A 12,699-nucleotide genomic window follows, 5' to 3' on the forward strand; every position below is an offset into this window, starting at 1 on the left:
CGCGCACCCCATTGCCCGCAGCTTGCGCTTATCGAAACGTGTGGATCGCCACTTTGCAAGCGCAATTTTTAGAACCAGTTCATATTCTCAACCGATTATGGCCGCATTTGTTAGATTTTTATTCTACCAATAAGCGCAATTTCGGAAAATTGCGCTAAAGCTCTTTGATTTATAATATTATTCGCACAAAGCTTGCATTGGATGATGCGCTTTTTGCATCACCCGACTCAGTCACGCTATCGATACACCCCTGTCAATCTCAAATTGCCCGCCTTTCCAATCAACAGCCGTCATCACAAACTGAATTTTCTGGCTCTTTGGAAGCAGACACACTATTAAGTGGACATTGGAAGTCATATTTGAGCTCAACAGACATGCCCGAAATCAACCCAATTCGTCCGACCACACCGGAAGCCATTCAACTGGCCAAGAACCTGCTGAGAACATCGCGTTATGGCGCCATTGCCGTTTTCGATGCAGCCACGGGTCGGCCGCTTGCTAGCCGTGTTGCAGTTGCGACCGATACGAACGGTACACCTCTTATCCTCGTTTCCGGACTGGCGGCACACACTACGGGTCTGCTGGCCAATCCCGCCTGCTCGCTTCTGCTCGGTGAAGTCGGTAAAGGCGACCCCCTCGCCCACCCGCGTGTCACACTGCATTGCAAGGCGCAGAAAGTCGAAAGAACTACACCGGATTATACGCGCATTCGTCGGCGCTATCTTAACCACAACCCGAAAGGGGCACTCTATGCGGACCTGGGAGATTTTGTCTTCTTCCGCCTGGAACTGGAAAGCGCCAGCTTGAACGGTGGCTTCGGCAAGGCGTTCAACCTGACGCAGGATAATCTGCTTTGTCCAGCTTCGCCGAGCGCGGCTATCGCCGAATACGAACAAAGCGCAATTGAAGATTTGAATAAACACCACGCACTGGCTGTTACACAAATCGCTCAGCAGCTTTTGAAGGCGGATGCCATTAAAGATCAATACAAAGTAATAGGATTGGACCCAGACGGTGCTGATATCGCCAGTGGCGATCTCGTTCTGCGCTACACTTTTCCATCGAGTCCTGCTTCCGGAGGGGAAGCTGTTACAGCACTAACCGAGCGGTAGAATAAAGCCCCTGAAACAAAACCACCTTTTTTTGGGACGAAATTGCACATTTTAACTCTGGATGGAATATAAGCAAGGGCTTTTCAAATTCGACTTATAGTATTAGTTTCAATATGCATGCTTATTCAACTTCGCATGTATATTTCAACTTTGTCCAGTCTTACGGGGGTATGACGGCAAATGAGCAACGAAAATACTTTCTTTGATTTAATTGAAAACGTAGATCAGGCTGCCGATTTTCTATCGGCACTTGCCAACAATAAGAGATTACTAATTTTATGTAAGTTGCTTCACAATGAAATGTCGGTAGGTGCACTTGCCAAGGCGATTGATCTTAGCCAATCGGCCTTGTCACAGCATCTGGCAAAACTACGAGCTCTCGACCTCGTTTCAACGCGTCGCGACGCGCAGACCATTTATTATATGGTCTCTTCGCCGCATATCGAGTTGATGTTGTCGACGCTCTCGAGTCTCTATATGAGTCCAACGTCGCGCAGACATAATATGGCGGCAGTCGCTCACGCATAACAATAGGAGGTCACAGCCGTGCGATGAACGAAATTTCTCATTCGCACGGCTGCGTCCAGCGGATCGACGATCCGAACGATGGTCGTTTGTCTCCATATCGCGATATTCGCGAAAAGGATCTCGTAGGGCGTCAGCAGAGATTTATCGCTGAAGGCAAAGTTGTTCTGAACGTACTGTTTTCGTCTTCAGCACGCTTCGAGACAGAATCCCTGCTCGTTCTGGAGAACCGTCTCGCGGGTCTCAGTGAACAACTCAGCCAATTGCCGTCAGACGTACCTGTTTATTCTGTCCCGCAAACTATCATGGATGCGGTCGCGGGATTTCATGTTCATCGCGGTATTCTTGCAGTGGGCCGTCGCAAGACGCAACCGGATCTGCCGGCAATGCTTGGTGACCTGCCCGCCAAGTCACTAGCCGTCGTTTTGTGCGGTATTTCGAACCACGACAATATCGGCTCAATCTTTCGCAATGCTGCCGCCTTTGAGGCCGATTGCGTACTTATGGACGAAACTTGTTGCGACCCGCTTTATCGCAAGGCCATTCGCGTATCGGTCGGCGCGGCTCTCATGGTCCCCTACTTCCACGGCGGAAATATAGATCAAATTATCGCTGCGCTGGGTGATGCCGGGTTCAATTTACTGGCGCTCAGCCCGTCATCTTCGCTCAGCATCTATGATGCGACCAAGCATGACCGCCACGCGCTCCTGCTCGGCACAGAAGGTGAAGGACTGCCGCCTCGCCTCCTTCATAAACTGCAAACTGCCAGGATTCCGATGTCAGACGCCTTTGACAGCCTGAATGTAGCAACCGCATCCGGCATCGCCTTGTCGCGCTTCAGCAAGTTTCAGTAGACTTCTCGTTTCCCTGATGATGATAACGCCGCCACTATCAATCGACCGTCGATGGCTGCCAATCCTGCTGCAATCATCGCCATGCCGATCAGGTGCTTGGTTTGCAAAGTCTCGCCAAGAAAAAGCGCTCCAAGCAGGATAGCACTGACCGGAATGAGAAACGTTACCAACATGAGATTGACCGCACCCGCCGTCGATAGAATGCGGAAAAAGAGAACGTAAGCGAGTGCTGTCGAAAGCAGCGCTATACCAGCCAGCGCTCCCCAGGCTGCAGCGCTCGGAGCAGCCAGCGTCCAGGGATGATCCACCAGCAGGGCTAGCGGGATCAGCATGATCGTTGTTGCCGTTACCTGGCCCGTGGCCGTTATCAGCGGCGCGACTCCCATCGCTTTGAAGCGACGCCCAAAAATACCTGCCAACGAATAGGAGAATGCAGCGCAGAGAATCGCAAGCTGCGGCCACAGGTTGCCTCTCATTCCGCCGATGGCATCGGGTCCGATCATGATCGCCACCCCGAGAAAGCCGATCAAAACACCGGCAATCTTGTTCCGGGTAATCTTTTCGTCCGCCGTCAGAAAATGCGCGACAATAACACCGAAGAGCGGTGTCGTGGCATTGAGAATGGAAGCCAATCCACTGGCGATCTGAGTCTGGCCCCAGACGATTAGACAGAACGGCAGCAGATTGTTAAGAAAACCCATGCTGAAAAATGCCAACCATATGCGGTAATCTTTCGGTAACGATAGGCCCATCATCCGAATTAACACTACCAAAGCGAGCGCAGCCAGCCCAACCCGGAGCGTGACGATAGTAAAAGGTGGCAACTCCCGAACGGCAATACCGTTGAAGAAGAACGAACCACCCCAAAGAACGGAAAGAATAATGAGCATCGCCCATTCCTTCCATCCCATCATCTTCTGCACCGTCATCTTTAAAACCTCTGAAGCCGAAGATTAAGTTCCGCTGATTATGAGTTTAGATGCAGCTCGTGCAATTGACTTCCCGTTTATCGCTTTCAAATTCCAGAGCCTATTCCCAAAAATATAAAACGGTTTTCGGGACAAGGTACGCGTAAAAATAAATAGATAGAGCAGCTCCAGCGAGCCAATGTAACTGGAAATGCCCCAACTGAGATACACCTTGCTGGCGCATATAAAAAAAGCGGATGCTCTCGCATCCGCCTCTCAGTCATTAATCAGAAAAACAGTCAAGCCGCAGAAGCACTGGCCGTGTTGGCAACAAGACGGCGCAGCATTTCTTCGGCTTGCGGTTCGCGTTCCGAGCGGCCAATAAAGCCGCCGCCAAAGACGCGGGCAGTGTTGCTCTCGTCGGAATAAAGCACGCAGGCCTGTCCCGGCGCGATACCACTTTCGCCATCGATCAACTCAACCCAGGTCTGGCCATCGGCATGGCGCAGCACGGCAGGGCGTGGCGGTCGAGTCGAGCGAACCTTGGCGAAAACTTCCATTCCGCTTTCCGGCAGATCACCGATCGGAGCATCGCCCAGCCAGTTGATATCACGCAGGAAGACCTTATGTGTTTCCAACGCCTCGCGCGGACCGACGATAACCCGCGCATTGGCGGCATCGAGATGCACGACATAAAGCGGTTCACCGGTGGCAACGCCAATGCCACGGCGCTGGCCGACGGTGTAATGCACAATGCCATCGTGGCGACCGAGTGTGCGACCGTCGATATGAACAATATCACCAGGGTTGGCCGCTTCCGGCTTGAGCTTGGAGATAATGTCGGAATATTTGCCCTGCGGCACGAAACAGATGTCCTGGCTGTCCTGTTTCTTGGCAACAGTCAGGCCCATTTCCTCGGCAATTTCACGCACCTGAGCTTTCGGCAGATGGCCGAGCGGAAAACGCAGATAATCGATCTGCTCTTGCGTGGTGGCAAACAGGAAATAACTCTGGTCGCGATCCGTATCGACCGGACGATAAAGCGCACGGTGCGCACCGTTGGCGCGACTGCGAATATAATGCCCCGTCGCCAGCGCGTCGGCACCGAGATCACGGGCAGTCTGCAGAAGATCGGCGAACTTTACCGTCTGATTGCACGAAACACATGGAATCGGCGTTTCACCGCTGACATAGGAATTCGCAAAAGGATCAATCACAGCTTCACGAAAGCGCGCTTCGTAATCGAGCACATAATGCGGGATACCGAGACTTTCCGAAACGCGGCGGGCATCTTCGATGTCCTGTCCCGCGCAGCAGGAACCGGCGCGATGAACAGCTGCGCCATGATCATAAAGCTGCAGCGTCACGCCGACGACATCGTAACCTTCACGTTTGAGAATCCCGGCCACAACAGATGAATCGACGCCGCCCGACATGGCGACGACAACGCGCGTGTCTTCCGGCTTTCCCGGCAGATCGAGGCTGTTCAGGCTCATGATTGATTCCAGCTTCCGGGCATGCGCCCTGCTTCTCAAAATTTAGGTTTCTGCGCCTTATATAGGCTAAAGTGCGGCAATTTGCCAAGGGTCCGGAAGCAATCAATGTCCAGGTCGCGACAAGTGGCACACACTTCCCCGTGAAGTTTCCGGTTTATCTGCGGTAAAAATGCCCGCAATAGGGCGAAAACGAATATTTTTACAAGTGTTACCAGAGCGTTACCAGCTGCTTAGGTAATTTTTAAAGCTGTCGCGTTAGTCTCACACTCGATTAGGTCCTTGAGTGTTGTGTAGAGAGTACAATGACCGATCTGGTAAGACCGCGTATAAAATATGTTATCGGTCCTGATGGCAGCCCGCTGACCATCGCGGACCTCCCCCCCGCCAATACAAGGCGCTGGGTCATCCGCCGTAAGGCTGAAGTCGTCGCCGCAGTGCGGGGTGGACTTCTGAGCCTTGAGGAGGCATGCCAGCGTTATACATTGACGGTGGAGGAATTTCTTTCCTGGCAATCCTCAATCGATGAGCATGGTCTCGCCGGCCTCAGGACCACCAGAATACAGCAGTATCGTCACTAAAACCCGTCTCTTCAAAACTGAGACAGGTTTCGGAAGAACGATAGCCAAGGTCAAGCGGAGTAAGACATTCCGTGATGAACCCTGAATCTGACAAATAGAAAACCGGCCCACGTGGCCGGTTTTTATTTGCACATTCTCTTCCTATGTTGTGAACTCAGGATATTGTTTTGTTCAGGAGGATGGCATGAGCGGGACTATCGAGATACGCAAGGAAGACAGCTCCGACGGCGGCCGTTATGCGGCTGTTCTCGACGGCAGCGAAGCCGAAATGACTTATACGAAACTCGGCCCCTCCCTGATCTCCATCGACCATACTTTCGTGCCGGATACCATGCGCGGCAAAGGCGTCGCGCAGGCGCTGGCCAAGAATGCCGTTCTGGATGCACGTCGAAGTGGATGGAAGATCATCCCGCGCTGCAGCTTCATGCACGCGCAGGCGATGCGTCATCCAGACTGGTCGGATGTTCTCAGCCAGGAATAGGCCGCTCAATGGAAGAATTATTGTAAGTCGCGAATGCGGCGCGCCAGGCTTTTTGACCGGGTAGACTTCTTTTTTCCTGCGTCAGATTTTTCTGCAGCCTCAAGAATTGAATGGATCGGGGATTCCGATCCTTCTTTCTCGACGGTCGCGGCCACCATGCGGGCGGCAAGTGCAACCATCTCTTCACGCAGTACCGCGTTTTCACGCTCAATTTCGGCCAGTTGGATGTTTTCGTTCACGCCAGCGCTTTTTCGGCTATAGCGCTCTATTTTTTCCTGCGCATCCGACAGATCCGATATCAACTTCTCGAGCTTCTGCTGCAGTTCGCCATTGCGCCGCTTTTCGCTTTTCAGCTCTGTCTGCGCCGAGGTCAACTGTGTTGAAACTTCGTTGTAGCGCGCTGCGGCTTCCTTGCGATCTCGACGCATTTCAGTCATCTCGTTTGTCAGACGGCTGTATTCCGTCTCGCTTCCACTTATCTCGATACGCAAAGTATCCGCAAGTCCCTCGAGCGCACTGTAGTGGCTTTGCATCCGCTCCAGTTCCGCCTGGAGGATTTCCGCCTTTTCCAGCGCGGTATCACGGGCTGTTTCGGCTTCCTTCGTAACGCGCTCATGTTCTGCCAGTTGCTTCTCGATATCAGCATGGCTCTCTTCGAGGAGCGGAATGCGTTTCAGCTCTTCATATTGTCGGGCGAGCGCGACTTTCTGTTCTGCGTTCTTCTGGCGTTCGAGCTTTAGCAATTGCTCCTGCCGGCTAACCGCAACGGCATATTCGGCGCGCAGCCCGTCACGGTCAGCACGGATCTCTGCCAAGGTTATCGGCAGTTCGGCTTGAACCTGACGGCGCGCCAGAAAGAAGGCACGTCGCCAGATGGATGGGCCAAGCAGAACCACGGCGAAAACCGTCACAAGAACGCCGAATATGAAAAAGAGAGCGGACTGGATCACGGTTTCAAACGGGCCCGGGCGGTTTCAGATAAGCATTTACTATTCATAGTGCGCAGTCGACCGTCTTTCCAGCCAGCTAAAACAATCACCAGCTGAAAAGACATTCATTCGCAACTAATCCTTAAAACGGATTCCAGGTCGGCGCAGCAGAAAGCTTCAGATAACCGATATTTATGCCTAATCTCGCGCCTACACCGGTGCGGATCGGCACTAGCATGATGTTCTCGCGTTTCAGAACGTTGAATCCGACACCCGCAATGACATAAGCAGAGCCTGCAACACCCGCATAACGGCCGTAAAGATTCTGAATGTCGTCGAGATTATAGACAAGCATCATCACACGGGACCCCTGCCCGCCGAAATCCCAGCCAAGCGAGGGGCCTTGCCAGAACGTCTTATGATCGCCCGCATTCTTGGTATAGAGCGTACCTTCGCCATAGGTCAGGCCGCCGATGAAAGCGCCAGAACCTTCTTCGCCAAGAATATAGCCGTTGGGCAAACCAAAACTCTGGAACGCCTTTTCGACCGCACTTGCGATACCGCCCGAAGTCGACCCGAAGAACCTGTGACCAGACTCGACGATTTCCTCGGCAGTGTATGTGTTCTGTGCTCTGGCCTGATTTGGCAAAGCGATGAAAGAAACAAACAGTGCCGCAAAAAACGCAACGAAGCACGCCGCATTGCGGAACCTGATTTGCGACAGGGATTGTATGGCCATGTAAAATTCCTTTTGGCTCTCCGCTCCTCTGTCTGACGGCCCTGTTAAAAGCCAGACCACGTCTCTTCCGGACATTTTGGTCGAATCGCGCCTATTTTAGACCCGAATTTATTGTCCAAACCTTTAAGCAGCGAAATTGGCTTTACGAAGGCATGCTATTTCCGATCTTTTTCACCCTTATGTGAGAGAATGCGGGGCCCCTACGGATCGAAAAGAGAGCTTTGTTGCGACGGTTCGATGGCGCGTGTATCCAGTTAAATCGATATTCTGGGCGATTCGCCCACCTTTTCCACGCAGCCAGCAAACTCTGACTTTGCGAGCTGTTTCATTAACCGATAACGATCCTGTTATCCGACGCGTTTGGATGACAGGGATCGATCCGCGTTCCGGAGAAAACGCCATGCCAATGCCCGTTACCCTTTCCGCGCTCGACCTCGGTGCGCTTCTGTGCAGCAGGATCTGTCATGACATCATTTCGCCGGTTGGTGCGATCAATAACGGCCTGGAACTGCTGGAAGAAGGCGGAGCAGATGAGGATGCGATGGCGCTCATCAAATCGAGCGCCCGCAACGCCTCGGCGCGTCTTCAGTTCGCCCGCATCGCTTTCGGCGCCGCAGGTTCGGCTGGCGTGCAGATCGATACTGGCGACGCGCAGAACGTTGCTACTGAATATTTCAAGAACGAAAAGCCGGAATTCACCTGGGAAGGCAACCGCGTCCTTCTGCCAAAGAACAAGGTCAAGCTGCTTCTGAACATGCTTCTGATCGGCAATGCTGCCATACCACGCGGCGGCTCGCTGGCCGTGCGTCTTGAAGGCGGAGATACCGAACCACGCTTCGTCATCACCGTGAAAGGCCGTATGCTGCGTGTTCCGCCGAAGTTTCTGGAGCTTCATTCGGGTGCTGCCCCGGAAGAGCCGATCGACGCCCATTCCGTCCAACCCTACTACACACTTCTTCTGGCCGAAGAAGCTGGCATGAAGATTTCCATCCACGCCACTGCAGAAGATATCGTATTTTCCGCTGAATAAGCCCTCTCGAGCGCGGGGCCGACCCGCGCTCATACTGGCAAACCGCAATAAAACCCTCTATCAGTCAGGCAATACATTGCCGGTCAGGATATTCGTCGAAGGCTTGGCTAGCACGCATTTGTGGAGGGGGACTGCATGGCGAATGAACCAACAACAGGTTATTGCCTGCTGGTTGACGACTCCTCTGTCATTCGCAAAGTTGCGCGCCGCATTCTTTCCGAAACCATTGCAGAATTTGTTGAGACCTCAACCGGTCGGGCAGCGCTCGAAGCCTGTTTTTCGTGCATGCCAGACGTCGTTCTGCTCGACTACGATCTTCCCGATATGACGGCACTGGAGGTCGTCACACAATTGCGCGCCATGCCGGGGGGCGATCAACCGCGTATCATCCTGTGTCTTTATGAACTCGACGTGACCCGCATCATGCGGGCGAAACGAGCAGGCGCCAATGGCTATATCCTGAAGCCGTTCGACCGCGCTTATCTCACCGAACAGTTTGCAAGCATATTGTCCGCCTGAAATCCAACGCGAACGGTCACCTCAAAAAGCAAAAGCTCCGCCGAAGCGGAGCTTTTTACATTTAAACTGGAAATGCTCTAGCCGATCAGGCGCTTTCGCGCATTTCTGCATCAGGCTCACGCAGCACATAACCGCGACCCCAAACTGTCTCGATGTAGCTCTGGCTACCGGAAACAGCATCAAGCTTCTTGCGCAGCTTGCAGATGAAGACATCGATGATCTTCAGTTCCGGTTCGTCCATGCCACCATAGAGATGGTTGAGGAACATTTCCTTGGTGAGCGTCGTACCTTTGCGAAGCGAAAGAAGCTCCAGCATCTGGTATTCCTTACCGGTCAGATGAACGCGCTGGCCTGAAACTTCGACCGTCTTCGCATCCAGATTGACTACCAGATCGCCCGTCGTGATGACCGACTGAGCATGCCCCTTCGAACGGCGCACAATCGCATGAATACGTGCGATCAGCTCGTCCTTGTGGAACGGCTTGGTCATGTAATCATCAGCGCCGAAGCCGAGGCCGCGAACCTTGTCCTCGATACCGGCCATGCCGGAAAGGATGAGGATCGGCGTCTTCACCTTGGACAGGCGCAAGGTGCGAAGAACTTCATAACCAGACATATCCGGCAGGTTCAGGTCCAGCAGGATGATGTCGTAATCGTAAAGCTTGCCGAGATCGATGCCTTCTTCGCCCAGATCGGTCGTGTAGACATTGAAACTCTCGGACTTGAGCATCAGCTCAATGCTCTGTGCGATAGCACTGTCGTCTTCAATCAAAAGGACGCGCATCTCTTATCCCCTTTCCGCAGCCGACCAGATGTCCCTCACGGCGGCACACGGAACTGTCGTTGCCTTTGCATGAAGGTGCCAGCAAATGGTTAACAAAATATGATTCTGCTTGGCAAGCATATTTCTGCCCTATTTAGAAAATTCTCTTACACGCCTGAATCATAAAGACATTCTCTTCCTCATGACTCTAAAGCATCGCTTTAAGAATCTCCGCTAAGTGATTCATCTGACTCTAGCTTTCGCCTGTTGCCGAAAAACCACACGGGGTTTACCGAGCCTTAAGTCCTAACGCGTATGATTAACTTCGCCGGTAAAGGAATGGTTACCAAACGAGCGAATTCTTAACTTTTTGTTTCGCTTGTTGAGCCATTTCGGATGAGCGGCTGCGATCATTTCCCCTTCAGGGGCCTGGATTCGCAAGGAGATTCGGGGATGAGCCGGGTGCGTTTTGCCCGTTCACACCTGTTAATAAAGTCGGGGGGAACGCCCCAACACATGAAAGCTGGTTGGTGTTCAAGGAGTATTGCGTATGAAGCCACGTGAAAGCCTAGTCAGGCTGAAACTGTTCCAGGTGAAGGAAAAACGCCGTCAATTGGGCCAGCTCGACCTGATGATCGGCGAGTTCGAACGGATGGCCGGAGAACTTGATGCCCAGATTCTATCGGAAGAGAAAAAAGCCGGCATCACTGACATCAATCATTTCGCTTATCCGACCTTCGCCAAGGCGGCACGCCAGCGGCGCGACAACCTCTTCGTATCGATTCGCGACCTGACGTCGCAAAAGGAAGCGGCCGAAGCAGAATTGTCGGCGGCGGAAACCGAGCTCTCGAAAGCCGAGGCGCTCGAGGAACGCGACGGTGGCAAGGCCCCACGGGAAGTGATCGAACGCCCCGTGAACCAGCGCCGCGCCATGATCGGCTGATCGAAGCGGTCATAGGGTAATTCAAGACGCTGCTTTTGTTAAAAAGCGGCGTCTCTCCGTTTGCTGCAAGCACCTCAATTTCCTCAGTATATTGATATTAAAAATCAATGTTTCTCGAATAAAATCGGATTTGCATAGCCCCCTCGCCAGATGTAGTGAGGAAGGGCAATGCAGAAATCCTCCCCCTCCGGGCCGAATTCGACCCCAAGCAAATTCAGCTTCAAGGACAGAGCCAGACCGATCCAGTGGTTCTTTCTGGTCGTATTTTCTGCCATTCTGATTTTTGCAGGGGAAGAGCTACAGCTGCCTGCCGCCATGCTTCTGGGCGCGATGCTCGGAGCGATCCTGATGGCTGCCGGCGAAAGCACGTTGCGGGTTCACCGCTGGCTGTCGCTTGGGGCACAGGGTGTCGTCGGGTGCCTCATCGCCCGCTCAATCACTGCTGAGTTTTTCACCAGCATGGGGCAACACTTGCCCGTCATCCTGCTGTCCGTCGGCTATGTGCTGTTTACCAGCACTTTTATCGGCTACCTGCTCGCGCGGTTTCGCATTCTGCCGGGAACAACTGCCGTGTGGGGATCTTCTCCAGGTGCTGCCACCGCAATGACGCTGATGGCCGAAGCCCATGGAGCGGATGCTCGTCTCGTCGCCTTCATGCAATATCTGCGTGTAGTGCTGGTCGCCACCGCGGCCTCGCTCGTCCTGCGCCTCAGCACAGGCGTGGAGACAGTTGCGCCTGTCGAGATTGTCTGGTTTCCGCCCATCGACTGGTCCACCCTCGGCCCGACATTGCTCCTGATCGTCGGCGGCTCACTCCTTGGAGAAATCCTCCGCGTTCCGACCGGCGCCATGCTTGTGCCGCTAATATTGGGCGCGTTGCTTCAGGACACCGGTTTCATAACTATCGATCTGCCACCATGGCTGCTTGCGGTCAGCTATCTGCTGATCGGCTGGCGCATCGGTCTCGGCTTCTCACGCGCCATCATCGCTCATGCTGCGCGGGCATTTCCAGCGGTACTTACGTCCACTCTGATCCTCATTACCGTTTGCGGACTGTTCGGCATGGCGCTGGGTCACGTGCTGGGCCTCGATCCGTTGACCGCCTATCTCGCCACCAGTCCCGGCGGCGCCGACACGGTTGCGATCATCGCGGCATCGAGCAATGTCGACCTGCCCTTCATCATTGCAATGCAGACGAGCCGTTTCTTCATCGTGCTTCTGGCAGGCCCGGCGATTGCCCGCTTTGTCGCCGCGCGCATCGACCGGCGCAAGAAGCCGTAAGAGCCTGATTGCCGGAACTGGCAAGGCCATGTTAGGCTTTCGCCATGACACAGGTTTGCACCCATCTCATGTTTCAGGGCAGTGCAGGCGCGGCTCTGGAAACCTATCGGTCGATCTTTCCCGACTTCCTGATCGAGTCGATCAAAACCTATGACGAAGCGAGCGGCAGCCCCGGCAAGGTGCAGATTGCACGCGTCACCTTCGCCGAACACCGGCTGATCGTGATCGACAGCCCGATTCCGCATCAGTTCGACTTCAATCCATCCGTATCGCTGTTTGTCGATTTTCACGATGAAGAAAGCCTGACCGGCGTTTTTGAAAAGCTTTCGGAAGGAGGCGAGACGCTGATGCCGCTCGACAATTACGGTTTCAGCAAGCTTTTCGCCTGGATCAAGGACAAATACGGCGTTTCCTGGCAGCTGAACTTGCAGACCTGACAAATAAAAACCCGGCTTTCGCCGGGTTCAGGCTGCTGACAAACCCCTGGCTATGCCTGGGGTTTTGTGATTCATTGGGATATGTTGAAGAAACCAGCCGCCGC

General features: G+C 53.6%; 15 protein-coding genes. 10 read left to right on the top strand and 5 right to left on the bottom strand.

Translation table 11 applies throughout. The annotated features are described in order from the left end of the window. Nucleotides 1-164: 164 nt before the first annotated feature. The 3 genes from JNC70_RS14810 to JNC70_RS14820 all read left to right on the top strand — a co-directional run bounded on the left by JNC70_RS14810 (nucleotide 165) and on the right by JNC70_RS14820 (nucleotide 2,491). Nucleotides 165-1,112, top strand: a complete 948-nt coding sequence (locus tag JNC70_RS14810; protein ID WP_245414769.1) for a HugZ family pyridoxamine 5'-phosphate oxidase — start codon at nucleotides 165-167, stop codon at nucleotides 1,110-1,112. Nucleotides 1,113-1,292: 180 nt separating this feature from the next. Next, on the top strand, nucleotides 1,293-1,640 hold the full coding sequence (locus tag JNC70_RS14815; RefSeq protein ID WP_104756078.1) for an ArsR/SmtB family transcription factor: 348 nt from the start codon (nucleotides 1,293-1,295) through the stop codon (nucleotides 1,638-1,640). Between the two features lie 23 nt (nucleotides 1,641-1,663). Then, nucleotides 1,664-2,491 (top strand): TrmH family RNA methyltransferase, encoded by an 828-nt coding sequence (locus JNC70_RS14820; RefSeq protein ID WP_104756079.1) that lies wholly within the window; start codon nucleotides 1,664-1,666, stop codon nucleotides 2,489-2,491. Here the strand turns inward: JNC70_RS14820 and JNC70_RS14825 are convergent. Together JNC70_RS14825 and mnmA are read right to left on the bottom strand one after the other, a co-directional pair. After that, complete coding sequence (locus JNC70_RS14825; protein ID WP_167394067.1) at nucleotides 2,485-3,420, bottom strand: DMT family transporter; 936 nt, start codon at nucleotides 3,418-3,420, stop codon at nucleotides 2,485-2,487. The genes JNC70_RS14820 and JNC70_RS14825 overlap by 7 nt on opposite strands. 278 nt (nucleotides 3,421-3,698) lie before the next feature. Further along, the gene (gene mnmA, locus JNC70_RS14830; RefSeq protein ID WP_208623459.1) at nucleotides 3,699-4,895 is read right to left on the bottom strand and encodes a tRNA 2-thiouridine(34) synthase MnmA; all 1,197 of its coding nucleotides are present in this window, start codon (nucleotides 4,893-4,895) and stop codon (nucleotides 3,699-3,701) included. A gap of 302 nt (nucleotides 4,896-5,197) precedes the next feature. Here mnmA and sciP point away from each other — a divergent pair, with 302 nt between their 5' ends. Both sciP and JNC70_RS14840 read left to right on the top strand, forming a co-directional pair. After that, the gene (gene sciP, locus JNC70_RS14835; RefSeq protein WP_002964694.1) at nucleotides 5,198-5,473 is read left to right on the top strand and encodes a CtrA inhibitor SciP; all 276 of its coding nucleotides are present in this window, start codon (nucleotides 5,198-5,200) and stop codon (nucleotides 5,471-5,473) included. Nucleotides 5,474-5,657: 184 nt separating this feature from the next. Beyond that, nucleotides 5,658-5,954: a GNAT family N-acetyltransferase gene (locus tag JNC70_RS14840; protein WP_104756080.1), complete on the top strand. Its 297-nt coding sequence runs from the start codon at nucleotides 5,658-5,660 to the stop codon at nucleotides 5,952-5,954. 17 nt (nucleotides 5,955-5,971) lie between these two features. On the opposite strand, the gene JNC70_RS14845 is transcribed toward JNC70_RS14840, so the two are convergent. Both JNC70_RS14845 and JNC70_RS14850 read right to left on the bottom strand, forming a co-directional pair. Then, a complete protein-coding gene (locus JNC70_RS14845; protein WP_208623460.1) occupies nucleotides 5,972-6,880 on the bottom strand; it encodes a coiled-coil domain-containing protein in 909 nt (302 codons plus the stop codon). 145 nt (nucleotides 6,881-7,025) lie between these two features. Then, the gene (locus tag JNC70_RS14850) at nucleotides 7,026-7,622 is read right to left on the bottom strand and encodes a DUF1134 domain-containing protein (RefSeq protein ID WP_104756082.1); all 597 of its coding nucleotides are present in this window, start codon (nucleotides 7,620-7,622) and stop codon (nucleotides 7,026-7,028) included. 400 nt (nucleotides 7,623-8,022) lie between these two features. Here JNC70_RS14850 and chpT point away from each other — a divergent pair, with 400 nt between their 5' ends. Both chpT and JNC70_RS14860 read left to right on the top strand, forming a co-directional pair. After that, a complete protein-coding gene (gene chpT / locus JNC70_RS14855) occupies nucleotides 8,023-8,652 on the top strand; it encodes a histidine phosphotransferase ChpT (protein ID WP_104756083.1) in 630 nt (209 codons plus the stop codon). 135 nt (nucleotides 8,653-8,787) lie between these two features. Then, nucleotides 8,788-9,171 (top strand): response regulator, encoded by a 384-nt coding sequence (locus JNC70_RS14860; RefSeq protein ID WP_104756084.1) that lies wholly within the window; start codon nucleotides 8,788-8,790, stop codon nucleotides 9,169-9,171. Between the two features lie 85 nt (nucleotides 9,172-9,256). Here the strand turns inward: JNC70_RS14860 and ctrA are convergent, their stop codons facing one another. Next, nucleotides 9,257-9,955, bottom strand: a complete 699-nt coding sequence (gene ctrA, locus JNC70_RS14865) for a response regulator transcription factor CtrA (protein ID WP_010659553.1) — start codon at nucleotides 9,953-9,955, stop codon at nucleotides 9,257-9,259. A 529-nt stretch (nucleotides 9,956-10,484) separates the two neighbouring features. Here ctrA and JNC70_RS14870 point away from each other — a divergent pair. From JNC70_RS14870 to JNC70_RS14880, 3 genes are all read left to right on the top strand, one after another. Further along, nucleotides 10,485-10,877 (top strand): flagellar export protein FliJ, encoded by a 393-nt coding sequence (locus JNC70_RS14870; RefSeq protein ID WP_104756085.1) that lies wholly within the window; start codon nucleotides 10,485-10,487, stop codon nucleotides 10,875-10,877. Between the two features lie 168 nt (nucleotides 10,878-11,045). Further along, the gene (locus JNC70_RS14875) at nucleotides 11,046-12,158 is read left to right on the top strand and encodes an AbrB family protein (protein WP_104756086.1); all 1,113 of its coding nucleotides are present in this window, start codon (nucleotides 11,046-11,048) and stop codon (nucleotides 12,156-12,158) included. 44 nt (nucleotides 12,159-12,202) lie between these two features. Beyond that, entirely contained in the window at nucleotides 12,203-12,595 is a 393-nt protein-coding gene (locus tag JNC70_RS14880; protein ID WP_104756087.1) for a VOC family protein, read from the top strand. Nucleotides 12,596-12,699 lie beyond the last annotated feature (104 nt).

The sequence above is a fragment of the Brucella oryzae genome (assembly GCF_041929965.1).
GTDB lineage: Bacteria > Pseudomonadota > Alphaproteobacteria > Rhizobiales > Rhizobiaceae > Brucella > Brucella oryzae.